At 40.2% G+C, this 12,648-nt stretch carries 10 protein-coding genes; 5 read left to right on the forward strand and 5 right to left on the reverse strand.

Annotated elements, in window-relative coordinates:
* The first annotated feature begins 47 nt into the window (after positions 1-47).
* Together VIM89_RS17910 and VIM89_RS17915 are read left to right on the forward strand one after the other, a co-directional pair.
* The gene (locus VIM89_RS17910; protein WP_488157552.1) at positions 48-1,442 is read left to right on the forward strand and encodes a type III PLP-dependent enzyme domain-containing protein; all 1,395 of its coding nucleotides are present in this window, start codon (positions 48-50) and stop codon (positions 1,440-1,442) included.
* A gap of 43 nt (positions 1,443-1,485) precedes the next feature.
* The gene (locus tag VIM89_RS17915) at positions 1,486-2,205 is read left to right on the forward strand and encodes a class I SAM-dependent methyltransferase (RefSeq protein ID WP_488157553.1); all 720 of its coding nucleotides are present in this window, start codon (positions 1,486-1,488) and stop codon (positions 2,203-2,205) included.
* Between the two features lie 96 nt (positions 2,206-2,301).
* Here VIM89_RS17915 and VIM89_RS17920 read toward each other — a convergent pair whose 3' ends face one another.
* Entirely contained in the window at positions 2,302-3,021 is a 720-nt protein-coding gene (locus VIM89_RS17920; RefSeq protein WP_488157554.1) for an RluA family pseudouridine synthase, read from the reverse strand.
* 177 nt (positions 3,022-3,198) lie between these two features.
* Between VIM89_RS17920 and VIM89_RS17925 the strand changes: the two genes are divergently transcribed.
* Complete coding sequence (locus VIM89_RS17925) at positions 3,199-3,660, forward strand: hypothetical protein (protein WP_488157555.1); 462 nt, start codon at positions 3,199-3,201, stop codon at positions 3,658-3,660.
* Between the two features lie 42 nt (positions 3,661-3,702).
* Here VIM89_RS17925 and VIM89_RS17930 read toward each other — a convergent pair whose 3' ends face one another.
* The 3 genes from VIM89_RS17930 to gatB all read right to left on the reverse strand — a co-directional run bounded on the left by VIM89_RS17930 (position 3,703) and on the right by gatB (position 7,171).
* On the reverse strand, positions 3,703-4,392 hold the full coding sequence (locus VIM89_RS17930; protein WP_488157556.1) for a response regulator transcription factor: 690 nt from the start codon (positions 4,390-4,392) through the stop codon (positions 3,703-3,705).
* A 92-nt stretch (positions 4,393-4,484) separates the two neighbouring features.
* Positions 4,485-5,618: a redoxin domain-containing protein gene (locus VIM89_RS17935; protein WP_488157557.1), complete on the reverse strand. Its 1,134-nt coding sequence runs from the start codon at positions 5,616-5,618 to the stop codon at positions 4,485-4,487.
* A gap of 104 nt (positions 5,619-5,722) precedes the next feature.
* Positions 5,723-7,171 carry an Asp-tRNA(Asn)/Glu-tRNA(Gln) amidotransferase subunit GatB gene (gene gatB, locus VIM89_RS17940; protein ID WP_488157558.1) on the reverse strand — a complete coding sequence of 483 codons (1,449 nt, stop codon included), beginning with the start codon at positions 7,169-7,171 and terminating at the stop codon, positions 5,723-5,725.
* Positions 7,172-7,353: 182 nt separating this feature from the next.
* Between gatB and VIM89_RS17945 the strand changes: the two genes are divergently transcribed.
* Together VIM89_RS17945 and VIM89_RS17950 are read left to right on the forward strand one after the other, a co-directional pair.
* Complete coding sequence (locus VIM89_RS17945) at positions 7,354-8,466, forward strand: fatty acid desaturase family protein (protein WP_488157559.1); 1,113 nt, start codon at positions 7,354-7,356, stop codon at positions 8,464-8,466.
* Positions 8,467-8,594: 128 nt separating this feature from the next.
* Entirely contained in the window at positions 8,595-9,800 is a 1,206-nt protein-coding gene (locus VIM89_RS17950; RefSeq protein ID WP_488157560.1) for a TonB family protein, read from the forward strand.
* 58 nt (positions 9,801-9,858) lie between these two features.
* Here VIM89_RS17950 and alaS read toward each other — a convergent pair whose 3' ends face one another.
* Positions 9,859-12,570, reverse strand: coding sequence for an alanine--tRNA ligase (alaS, locus tag VIM89_RS17955; RefSeq protein WP_488157561.1), 2,712 nt, complete (start codon positions 12,568-12,570; stop codon positions 9,859-9,861).
* Positions 12,571-12,648 lie beyond the last annotated feature (78 nt).

Raw genomic sequence — 12,648 nt, forward strand, 5'->3', positions numbered from 1 at the left:
TGTCAATATTCCATTAAAAAATTACATTTTTGGCAAAATTTTAAAGAATGCAGAGTTACCAGGAATTTCTTGATTTAAGTGTAGGTTTCCCGCAGGAAGGTTTCGAGATCATTGATGATGAATTATACTTTAATGATCTGAATTTGATGGAGATGATCGAAACGTATGGCACGCCGCTTCGTTTCACTTATTTGCCTATGGTATCTAAAAAGATACAGCAGGCTAAACTGTTATTTCAGCAGGCGATTGTTAAAAACAATTATCGTGGCAGCTATAAATATTGTTATTGTACCAAAAGCTCGCACTTCAGGCATATCGTTGAAGAAGCTTTAAAAAATGATATCCACTTAGAAACATCATCCGCATTTGATATGCCGATGATTGACTCACTTGAGAAAAAAGGCGTTGTAACCAAAGATATCACCGTTATATGCAATGGTTTTAAAACCTTTCAATATAAAACGTACATCGTCGATATGCTGCATGATGGTTTTAAAAACATCATCCCGGTACTGGATAACAAGGAAGAGTTTAACATTTACGATGATGAGATCGAGATGGATACACCTTGTAACCTGGGTATCCGTATCGCGGCTGAAGAGCAACCTAACTCACAGTTTTATACTTCGCGTTTGGGCATCCGTCTGGAAGATATTATCGACTTCTATTATAACAAGATCGAACCAAACCCGAACTTTAAAGTAAAGCTATTGCATTTCTTTATTAATTCTGGTATTTCTGATACGCCATATTACTGGAATGAGTTGGAGAAATATGTGACGCTGTACTGCAAGTTCAAAAAGATCAACCCTGATCTGGATACTTTGGATATTGGCGGTGGTATGCCTTTTAAAGACTCGCTTGTATTCGATTTTGATTATGAATACATGATCAACGAGATCGTAAGCCGTATCAAAGAAATTTGTGCCGATAACGATACGGAGGAGCCGGATATTATTACCGAATTTGGAAAATATACCTGTGCCGAAGCCTCGGGCATTTTGTATAAAGTTCTTGGCCGTAAACAACAAAATGATCGCGAGAAATGGCTGATGCTGGATGGTTCATTTATCACCAATTTACCAGACGTTTGGGCCTTGAATCAAAAATACGTTTTGTTACCTGTAAATAACTGGGATTCAGAATATGAGCGTGTGAACCTGGGCGGAATAACCTGCGATGGCCAGGATTACTACAACCAGGAAGCGCACATGAACAGTGTGTTTATGCCAAAAACCCGTAAGGTACAATATTTGGGATTCTTTAATACAGGCGCTTACCAGGAAGTTTTGAGCGGGTATGGTGGCATTCACCATTGCTTACTGCCATCGCCTAAGCATGTACTGGTCCGCCGTAACAGGGATGAGACATTTAACTTTGAGGTATTTGGAGAAGAACAAAACAGCAAACAGGTTCTGAAGCTGTTAGGCTACACCACCTGATATAATTTTATAAACTTATTAAGCCGATCCATGTTAAGCTATTATGCTTAAAATCGGATCGGCTTTTTTGTTGTTGATACCCCTGCTCTGTTCCGTTTCAACCCCAAAACCGCAACAGAAAAATGATAGCATTTATACCTATAAAACCGCCTCTGAGGGTGGTATTGGTAAATGTTATTATGGGCGTGAGATAGCGCACATTATGGATTTCAGCGGATCATCATGGCTGGATCGCAACAGTCGCCAGATTGATGAAAACTCAGACTTAGCTGTATCCAAAATGCCGATAAACGAGAACAGTGTTGTGGCTGACATTGGGGCGGGGACTGGCTATTACACCTTCAAAATCTATAATCGAATAACTAAAGGAAAAATCTACGCAGAAGAAATACAGGATGACGCGGTTAACTACCTGAAAAACAAAGCAGGACAATTAGCTGCAATGAACGTGATCGTAGTGAAAGGCAATGAGAAATCACCCGAGTTACCTGAAAATAGTATCGATCTTGCCTTGATGGTTGATGTTTATCACGAATTGAATTATCCGCACGAAATGCTCCAAAGTATCCGAAAATCATTAAAACCCAAAGGCAAACTATTGTTACTTGAATATAAAGCTGAAGACCCCAAAGTGGATATTAAACCACTGCATAAAATGACCGTGAAACAGGTTAATAAAGAATTGAGCGCGAATGGCTTCCGGTTAGTTGAAGATGGTGAGTTTTTGCCGATACAGCATTATTTATTGTTTGAAAAGGATTAAACAAAGGGTGTCACACTGAGGCTCTCGAAGTGCGGTGCGTAAAGGCCATTGCCCGCATAGTCTTCGACCAGCTCAGACTGACAAAGCTTTTAAATATTAGGCATCAAATTTCTCCAACAACTTCAACAACGTCTCAAAATCCTTTGGATAAGGCGCATGAATGGTTATTTCCTTGCCATCCAACAGCTTAAAACTTACCTCGTAAGCATGCAAAGCAAAACGCTTCATAATAGGTTGCTCTTCCTGATCTTTGCCTAAATGATATTTACGCTTGATTTCCGACAGGAAAACAGGTTTACCGCGATACATTTCATCACCTGCAATAGTAGCGCGTTGTGATGCCAGGTGAATACGAATCTGGTGCATGCGGCCTGTTACCGGGCGGCACTCAACCAATGTATAATGTTTGAAATATTTTAACGATTGAAACCAGGTTTCAGCACGTTTGCCTTCCTGTCTGCTAATGCTTACATTTCCCTTACCGACATTCAATATTGGCAAATCCACCAGCAAATTTTCAAACACGTGGGTTCCTTCAATAATTGCGTGATATACCTTTTTAACCTGACGCTTTTCAAACTGTATGGAAACCGTGCGGTAAGCTTCCGGGTTTTTAGCGATGATCAGTGCGCCTGAAGTTTCCTTATCCAAACGATGGCAAATCTGCGCATCGTCCGAATAAGCTTTGGCCATACGCAGCAAATTGATCTCTCCGCCTTCCCGTTCATCCAGCGAACTTAAAAAAGGCGGCTTATTTACCACGATCACATCTTCATTCTCAAACAATATCAAATCAGCAAACTTCGGAAACTTCATAGCGGGCAAAAATACGGTTTTGTTAGTTAATCAGTTAACCGGTGATTAGTTAATCAGCGACACCCTATAAAAAATGGCAATAGCCTGGTTAACCAGTGACTGATAACCTTAAACCAAACAAACACGGCAAACCAATGGTTAACTAAGTGAAAAACATTAACATCTAACTACAAAAACATGAACACAAATTCAACCGGACCTGAAGAAAAGGGATTTTTCGAAAAGGTCAAAGAAACAATCGAGCACCTATGGGAAGGCACGAAAGATACAGCCGAAGAAGTAAAAGATAAAACTGCCGACACGATAGAACATATAAAAGATAAAGTTACCGCCGAAAAGAAAACGGTTGCGAGGAAAACAACCGCAGCGAAAAGTAACGTTATTGCCAAAGCAAAAACTGTAAAGACTAAAGCGGCAGCCGCGACAGCCGATGTGAAGACTAAAGCCAATACCAAAGTTAAAGAGATCAAAGCTAAAGCTGCCGATGAAACCGCGAAAACTAAAAAAGCTGTAGCCGATGTAAAAGCCAAAGCGGCAGATAAAACTAAACAGATAGAAAAGAAAGCAAAAGCAGCCAGCACAGCTGTGAAGAAATCCGCAGCAAAGAAAGCTGCTACTACCAAGAAAGCAGTTGCTTAAATTACATTAAAGCAAAAATGCCCCGTAACCGGGGCATTTTTGTTATCCTTCGAATTTGTATCCGACGCCTTTTACTGTCGAGACGATATCATCTCCCAGTTTTTCGCGCAGTTTACGGATATGAACATCGATAGTACGGTTGGTTACCACTACCGAATCTTCCCAAATATTTTTCAATATTACCTCGCGTGTGTAAACCTTTCCGGGTTTTGAAGCCAGTAGGTATAATAATTCAAACTCTTTCTTGGCCAGAACAACCTTATCACCCTTCTGGTAAACCAGGTAAGCTTCCCGGTCGATGGTCAGGCCGCCTATTTCCAGTTTATTATCGGTTACTTCTTCAGCCGGAGCGTTTCTTCTTAATATTGCATTTATACGGCTAACTAAAGCGCGTGGCTTGATAGGTTTTGCGATGTAATCATCGGCACCTACGTTAAAACCGGCAATTTCTGAATATTCTTCGCTGCGGGCGGTTAAAAACACCATGAAAGTATTTTTGAATTCAGGCATGGTACGCATGATGCGGCAAGCTTCAATACCATCCATTTTCGGCATCATAATATCCAGCACAATTAAGTCCGGAAGTACTTTTTTAGCCTCAGAAACGGCTTCCTGGCCATTTCTTGCGGTATAAACCTGATACCCTTCCTTCTTTAAATTATATTCTATCAGCTCTAAAATATCCGGTTCGTCATCAACAATAAGAATCTTTTGCTTCGTAGATGTGCTCATATTACAAATTTTGGATAAATATATAAGCTTAAAAAAAGCAAATGGTTACGTAGTTGTTAACAAATTGTTAAGTGTTACCTTTTCTTAACTTATTATTGAGGCTTATTAAACGTTTTGTTTAAAAAATCTTCAAGATCGCTGCCCGTGATGTTCTTTGCCACAATGTTTCCCTGTGGATCGATCATAAAGTTTGACGGGATAGCATTTACGTGATAAAGTCTTTCGGTCGGACCTTCAAAATTCTTTAAATCAGAGGCGTGGTTCCATGTTAATTTATCCTGGTTGATTGCTTGTTGCCATTTGTCTTTATCAACATCCAGAGAGATACCCAATATATTCAGGCCTTTGCTTTTATAGGCTGCATATTGTTTTACCACATTTGGATTTTCCTGGCGGCAAGGTGCGCACCATGATGCCCAGAAATCAACCAATACATATTTGCCTTTATAATCAGAAAGCTTTACCGGTTTACCATCAAGACCCATTGTAGTAAAATCTGGAGCCTTATGACCTACCGAGATTGGCTTCACTTCCATCATATTACGCACAAAACGTTTTACGGCGGGATTATCGCCAAAAAGATTTTTTGCCTGGATGTTATCCGCATAAGCAACCAGTTGTTGCTCATATTTATTGGGGTCAACACCAGTGATAGCGAAGAACCCGGCAAGCGAACTGCTGTTATCATTGGCAAATTTTAATACTGCCTGGCTTTGATCTCCTAATAACTTTTCAAGCCTCGGGCGATATACTTTGATAAGTGAATCCGACTCATGACCTATTTTTTGGGCTTCTTCACGGTATTGCTCTGTTAAAATGGCAATTTGCTTGTTATATACATTATCTATCTGGTTGAACTGCTGGATCTTTTGTGAATCATCAGAGCCTTTAATCGTATATTTTCTGGAAGTATCTGCCAGATCAGTTGAGAAATCGATATCATCACCATTTTTAGCGATCACATCAAATACTGCAGTCTTTCCAGTACGGATATCAAACAAGTTTTGATAAGGTGATGAACGTTTGAATTCAAACTTGCCATTTTCGCTCAGGTTAGTGGAATCAACCATTGTCAAACCCGCACTATCAGCCTGGAACAGGTACACTTTCTTTACAGGTCCGGGATTAGTAATATTGCCGGAAATCGTAAATGTAGACTTATCCTTACAAGAACTGATTGCAACAATCAATCCAACAATACCGCAATATATTAAGCTTCTTTTCATGCTTTTTTAGATTTGAGACGTGAGATATGAGATTTGAGATAATGCTTAGATCAAGAATTGTTATTTCTTGTCTCATATCTCACATCTAATATCTCATATCTACCTTATTTCGATTCTAATTCTTTTATCAATAACTGGTTGGTCTTCTGTGGATCGATCTTTCCCTTTGATCGCTTCATGATCTCGCCCATAAACAATCCCAAAACGCCTTTTTTGCCTTTCCGGTATTCAATCACTTTATCCGGGAACTTAGCTATGGCTTCGTTAATGAATTGATATACATCATCAACATCAGCAGTGATCAACAAGTTTAGTTCTTTAGCCAACTGCTCCGGTTCTTTCCCCGGGTCATTAATCATAGCCGGGAACAACTTTTGCGATGCTACTGAATTGTTGATCTTACCAGTCTCAATCAACGCTATTAGTTCGGCTAAATTAGCAGGTTTTATGGCGAATTCAGTAATAGTTATGCCATTTTCATTCAGGTATGATTTTACTGACCCCATTAGCCAGTTAGAGGCGACTTTATAGTTTTCAGTATGTTTTATCAATTCTTCGAAATACAAAGCGACATCTCTTTCGGCAGTGATAACTGAGGCGTCATAAACAGGCAGGCCAAGTGTTGTTATATATTTATCATACAGTTCATTCGGCAATGCCGGTAAGCTTTCCTTTATCCTATTTACATATTCCATATCAAGGGATAAAGGCTGCAAATCCGGCTCTGGGAAATAGCGGTAATCATTCGCCATTTCTTTTGAACGTAAAACAGAAGTCTCGCCGGTATCTGCATTGAAGTTTAGCGTATTCTGCTCAATATGGCCGCCTGCTTCAATTATCTTGACCTGACGTTCAAACTCATGATCGATAGCGCGCTGAACATTGCGGATAGAGTTCAGGTTTTTTACCTCGCAACGGTTGCCATAAACGATATTTCCTCTTAATCGCACCGATATATTGGCGTCGCAGCGCATGCTGCCTTCTTCCATATTTCCGTCGCAGATATCAAGGTAACGAAGTAACTTGCGAATCTCGGTCAGGTATTGCCCAGCTTCTTCGCTGGTGCGCATATCGGGTTCCGATACGATCTCAATCAACGGTACCCCTGCCCTGTTCAGGTCGATGAGAGAATCTGCATGATGCTGGTCGTGCATACTTTTGCCGGCATCTTCTTCCATATGAATATGATGAATGGCAATCTCTTTTTGTGAACCGTCTGACAGACGTACAGTCACATATCCGCCCAAACATACCGGCGCCTGATCCTGGGTGATCTGATAACCTTTAGGCAGATCAGCATAAAAGTAATTTTTGCGGGCGAAGCTATTATTCAGATTGATGGTGCAATTACAAGCCAGGCCCATTTTAACAGCATACTCCACCATACGCTTATTAATGCGTGGCAAAGTACCCGGATGCCCCAGCGAAATAGCGCTGATATGTTCATTAGGACCGGCTCCAAATGCTGCTGAATCCGAAGAAAAGGCTTTGCTTAATGTAGATAACTGAGCGTGCACCTCCAATCCTACCACCAGCTCATATTTGTCTTTCATCTTCCCCGATAGAGTTTCTTGATCAATATTTAACACCAAATTGATGGTGAGCGCCAAATATAGTTAAAACTATAAAATAGATAGGAAATAAAGCATTCTTTCCTGCTGATGTTAAATGACACAAAAAACCATATGGAATTTTCCCGGTTTTTATTATACGAGTAATCACAAAACGCAAACAAATGTATACCGATATAGATAACCCGGTTAAGCCCGTATTTAGCAAACCGGATAATACAGATTTTTTTAAGGAACTGAACAAACAAGTTCAGAAAACCATAGTGAACAACCATGGTATTCAAAACCGTATTGTGTTTAAAGCTGTGCTTTTTCTTGCTCTTTATTTCCTGTGCTATAGTTCAATATTGTTTTTCGGAGATAACATCTACCTGCTTTTTTTCTTTTATATGGCCACAGGCATTAGCATGATCCTTGTATTTCTGAATGCTTTTCATGATGCTGCGCACGGGGCCGTTTTCAAGAAAAAGGCTTATAACGAATGGTTTGTATATGTACTGGAATTATTTGGCAGCAACAGTTATATATGGAAGAAAAGACACTTGCTCCTTCATCACCCCTATCCTAACGTGCAAAACTGGGATATTGACGTGAAACAAAGCGATCTTGTCAGGATATTTCCACAAAGCAAATGGTATAACTTTCACCGCTATCAGCACATTTATATGTGGCCGCTTTATTTCTTTTATACCCTTAACTGGCTGTTTGTACGTGACTTTAAAGATTTTTTTTGCAAAGCGGACAACTACCTCAAACGGGTGACAACCATACCGAAAATTGAATACTTTAAACTGTTTGCCTGTAAATTGCTTAACTTATTCCTGATGATCGGCCTGCCGGTCATTATTTTGGAACAGCCGTGGTATATTGTCCTGACGGCATTTTTCGCTATGCATTTTGCAGCCAGTGCTTTTGGGGTTATGGCTTTACTATCAACTCATGCCGATGAAGATGCACAATTCCCTCAATTGGATGATCAGGGAGCGATCAACAGCACATGGGCGGCTTACCAGGTATCGGCAACGAAGGACTTTTGTACACACAGTCGCTTTGCCAACCTGATATTTGGCGGCTTTAATCATCATGTCGCTCACCATTTATTCCCAACGGTGGCCCACACCTATTATCCATATATTACTCCCCTAATCAAAAGGTTTGCAGAAGAATATGATCTGAACTATCGTTCCTATCCCCTGCATCAGGCTATTTATTCGCATTTTAAGCTTTTAAAGAAAAGCGGACAGAGCGAAAATTTGCTATCAAACGGCGAGCTTTAAGAAATAATTTATCTGACTTACAGTTGATTATAAAAATGTACTCTTATTAACTAATTTTTTAGTTTAAAATATCACTTCTACTTCTTAACTTAGTATAACTAAAAACTTAATTACAAACCTTAGAGATTATGGACACACTGCAATATATAGTTTTAGCCAACTTATTCCTTAGTGCATTCTTTGGGTTATATGTTCTTCTGTTGAAGAAAGAAACATTTTTTCAGATAAATAGGGTTTATTTATTGTCGGCGTTACTACTATCGTTTATCCTGCCGGTTATTCATACCGATTGGTTCGGACAATCTGTTATTGCAGAACAAATCAAATACTCGGTGATAGCAAAACCAATTGACATATTCGCGTCTAAACAAACAGGGGAATCACATTTTACATTTTTCCAATTTCTCTCATGCATGTATTTGATTGGAATAATTATCCTGACCTTACATCTGCTCATCAGGTTATTGGCAGTTAAAAAGATCATATTTAACTCCAGTGATCAATCCTCCTATTCATTTTTTAAGAGAATATATCTCAGCGAGAGTAATTCAACCAATCAATTTATCTGTGAGCATGAAAATATCCATGCTGCACAATGGCATTCTGCTGATGTGATATTGATGGAACTCGTAATCATTTTCAACTGGTTTAACCCATTGGTGTACCTGTTCAGGAAAGAATTGAAGGATGTACACGAATTTATTGCCGACGAAGGCGCACTCAAGTTTTCGGGCGGTAAAAAGGAGTATGCTATGCTTTTATTTAGTCAAACGTTTGAAACACCTATAAACAATTTAGTTAACCCATTTTTTAATCAAAAATTATTAAAACAACGCATTATGATGATCCAAAAAAATAAATCGCAAAAAAGTGCACTTTTAAAATATCTGCTCGCTGTGCCTTTGTTTGCTTTAATGCTGACGCTTTCTTCAGCCAGTATAATTAAGAATGAAGCACTAACTCCATCAGAAAAGGCAACTCTTTTCCCACAGCAAAAGGATGACAAGGTATTTAGCGAGGTTGAACATGTACCAAACTATCCGGGGGGAGTAGATAAATTTTATAAATTTCTGCAACAAAACATCAAATACCCTGCTGAAGCAAAGAATAAAAAAATAGAGGGCAAGGTTTTTCTTTCCTTTATAGTGGAGAAGGATGGTTCTCTCAGTACATTTAAAATTCTGCGTGATCCGGGAGCAGGCTGCGGAGCAGAGGCTGTCAGGGTAATGAAACTATCACCTAAATGGAACCCGGGAATTCAAAACGGTCATAAAGTAAGGGTTCAGTATACTATGCCAATTTCTTTCACGCTGGAAGCAAAATCTAAGGCGTGAGATTTGCAAGAATGAGATTTGACAACTTTTAAAAAGTTGTCAAATCTTTATACTGGAATTATTTAATAAAGCTCTTAGCCTTTTCCAATACTTTATCTAATCCGCTGATATCCTTACCGCCTGCTGTTGCAAAGAATGGCTGACCGCCACCGCCGCCTTGTATTTCTTTGGCGAGCTCGCGGACAATGTTGCCGGCATTCAGACCTTTATCCTTCACCAGGTTTTCGGAGATCATTACGGTGATGTTTGGCTTGCCATCAAAATCAGCTGCAAGAACAAGGAAAAGATCATTGACGATATCTTTTAATTGATAAGCCAGGTTCTTAACAGCATCGGCATTGGGCAGAGCAACTTTTCCGGCAATAAAGTTGATGCCGTTTATATTCTGAACTTTCTTAGCCAGCTCATTTTTTAATCCGGCTGATTTTTCAAGAACCGATTTTTCGATCTCCTTTTTTAGCTTACTGTTTTCATCCAGCAGGCTTTCGATGCTTTTGCCGATATCCTTCGGATTCTTCAGCAATTCTTTCAGCTGATCGATAAGGATGCTTTGCTGATTAATATAATTTTCAGCGCCGATACCGGTAATTGCCTCAATACGGCGAACACCGGCAGCTACAGCACTTTCAGCAATGATTTTGAAATAACCAATATTGCCTGTTGCCTTTACATGCGTTCCGCCGCAAAGCTCTTTTGAAAAACTATCATCAAACGTGATCACACGTACATACTCCCCATATTTTTCGCCAAATAAGGCTGTTACCCCGCTTTGGATGGCAATCTGGTAAGCTACGTTGCGATCTTCTTTCAATGGAATATTCTCGCGTACCTTCTGATTCACAATAGCCTCTATCTGCGCCAATTCCTGATCGGTTACTTTGGCAAAGTGCGAGAAGTCGAAACGCAGGTATTCATCGTTTACCAATGAGCCTTTCTGGTTCACATGACTTCCTAATACCTGTTTCAACGCTGCGTGCAATAAGTGTGTAGCCGAGTGATTGCTCATGATATTGGCCCGTCTCGCGGGATCAACAATGGCAGTCAGTGCATCATCAATAGCATCTTCAGATGGCAGCTTATCTACAAAATGCACGATAAGCGCATTTTCTTTTTTGGTATCTGTTACATTAATAACTTCTCCATCCGGGAAAACTAACTCACCGATATCTCCTACCTGGCCACCGCTTTCGGCATAGAATGGCGTTTTATCCAGCATGATCTGGTATTGCTCTTTACCTTTTGCAATTACCTTGCGGTATTTTACAACATGGGCTATGGTTTCTGTTTCATCGTAGCCAGTGAACTCGGTAGTATCTTCGTCTTTTACAATTACCCAGTCGCCAGTATCGATTGCGGTAGCGACACGGGAACGGGTCTTTTGCTCCTCAAGAGATTTATTAAATCCTTCCATATCGACTGATAAGCCATTTTCTCTAGCCATTAATTCTGTCAAATCAATGGGAAATCCATAAGTATCTTGAAGCTTAAATGCTGTTGCGCCATCAATCTGACGTTTAGGAGGCTCAATATTAAAATCTTGTTCTTTTTTATGATACTCAAGAATATTAGATTGATTAAATGCTAAAACACCGCGCAAATAACTTTCAAAAATTTCCAAACCATTCCCAAGTGTCCTCAAAAATGAAACCTCTTCCTCCAAAACGACCTTCTGTACAAAATCCTTCTGGTTCCACAACTCATCAAACACGCCTTTAAACTGTTCAGCCAAAAGTGGCACCAATGTATTGAGAAAAGGCTCTTTTAGACCCAAATATTGATATTGATACCTTACCGCCCGGCGCAGAATCCGGCGAATTACATATCCGGCTTTATTATTAGATGGCAACTGTCCGTCGGAAATCGTAAAACTCACAGCACGAACGTGGTCAGCTAATACACGCATGGCCACAGCTTCATTCCAGCCTTCTTCGCCCGGTTTGGCTGCGGCATTGTATTTCTTTCCGCTTTTTTCAGCGATAAACTGTATCAGGTGCTGAAAAACATCTGTATCGTAATTCGAGGTTTTATCCTGTATTACGCGCACCAAACGCTCAAAGCCCATACCTGTATCCACATGTTTGGCAGGCAGTGGTTGTAATGAACCATCTTTCAAGCGGTTAAACTGCATGAATACATTATTCCAAATCTCAATCACCTGGTCGCTGTCGCCGTTCACTAAACTTGCACCGGGCACTTTAGCACGCTCATCTGCAGGACGGTTATCATAATGGATCTCCGAACATGGACCGCATGGACCAGTTTCGCCCATTTCCCAAAAGTTATCCTTTTTGTTACCCATCAGGATGCGCTCTGGGGCAATATGCAATGCCCAAAAATCGTAGGCTTCCTGGTCTTTAGGCAGTCCTTCTTTTTCGTCGCCCTCAAAAATGGTTACATAAAGGCGTTCTTTATCAATTTTTAATGTTTCGGTCAGCAATTCCCAGCTCCAGGCAATGGCTTCTTTTTTAAAATAGTCGCCAAAGCTCCAGTTACCCAGCATCTCGAACATGGTATGATGGTAAGTATCGATACCCACTTCTTCCAGGTCGTTATGCTTGCCCGAAACACGCAAACAACGCTGCGTATCAACCACACGAGGGTATTTGGCCGGTGCTTCGCCCAGGAAAATGTCCTTAAACTGGTTCATCCCGGCGTTGGTGAACATCAGCGTCGGGTCGTTTTTTACAACAATTGGAGCCGATGGCACTATGGTGTGACCTTTGGAAACAAAAAAATCCAAAAAAGCCTTACGTATCTCTGAAGAAGTCATGAAATGTTAAATAGTTCGCAAAGTTAATTATTCGCTTCAAAGTGCGAAAACAGCGCCAGAAACAAGTTTATCATGAGA

The sequence above is a fragment of the Mucilaginibacter sp. genome (assembly GCF_036568825.1).
GTDB lineage: Bacteria > Bacteroidota > Bacteroidia > Sphingobacteriales > Sphingobacteriaceae > Mucilaginibacter.

What these genes read in the sequence shown, in the direction of transcription:
- VIM89_RS17910 (WP_488157552.1), top strand. Translation starts at nt 48, where the DNA reads ATGCAGAGTTACCAGGAATTTCTTGATTTAAGTGTAGGTTTCCCGCAG.
- VIM89_RS17915 (WP_488157553.1), top strand. Translation starts at nt 1,486, where the DNA reads ATGCTTAAAATCGGATCGGCTTTTTTGTTGTTGATACCCCTGCTCTGT.
- VIM89_RS17920 (WP_488157554.1), bottom strand. Translation starts at nt 3,021, where the DNA reads ATGAAGTTTCCGAAGTTTGCTGATTTGATATTGTTTGAGAATGAAGAT.
- VIM89_RS17925 (WP_488157555.1), top strand. Translation starts at nt 3,199, where the DNA reads ATGAACACAAATTCAACCGGACCTGAAGAAAAGGGATTTTTCGAAAAG.
- VIM89_RS17930 (WP_488157556.1), bottom strand. Translation starts at nt 4,392, where the DNA reads ATGAGCACATCTACGAAGCAAAAGATTCTTATTGTTGATGACGAACCG.
- VIM89_RS17935 (WP_488157557.1), bottom strand. Translation starts at nt 5,618, where the DNA reads ATGAAAAGAAGCTTAATATATTGCGGTATTGTTGGATTGATTGTTGCA.
- gatB (WP_488157558.1), bottom strand. Translation starts at nt 7,171, where the DNA reads ATGAAAGACAAATATGAGCTGGTGGTAGGATTGGAGGTGCACGCTCAG.
- VIM89_RS17945 (WP_488157559.1), top strand. Translation starts at nt 7,354, where the DNA reads ATGTATACCGATATAGATAACCCGGTTAAGCCCGTATTTAGCAAACCG.
- VIM89_RS17950 (WP_488157560.1), top strand. Translation starts at nt 8,595, where the DNA reads ATGGACACACTGCAATATATAGTTTTAGCCAACTTATTCCTTAGTGCA.
- alaS (WP_488157561.1), bottom strand. Translation starts at nt 12,570, where the DNA reads ATGACTTCTTCAGAGATACGTAAGGCTTTTTTGGATTTTTTTGTTTCC.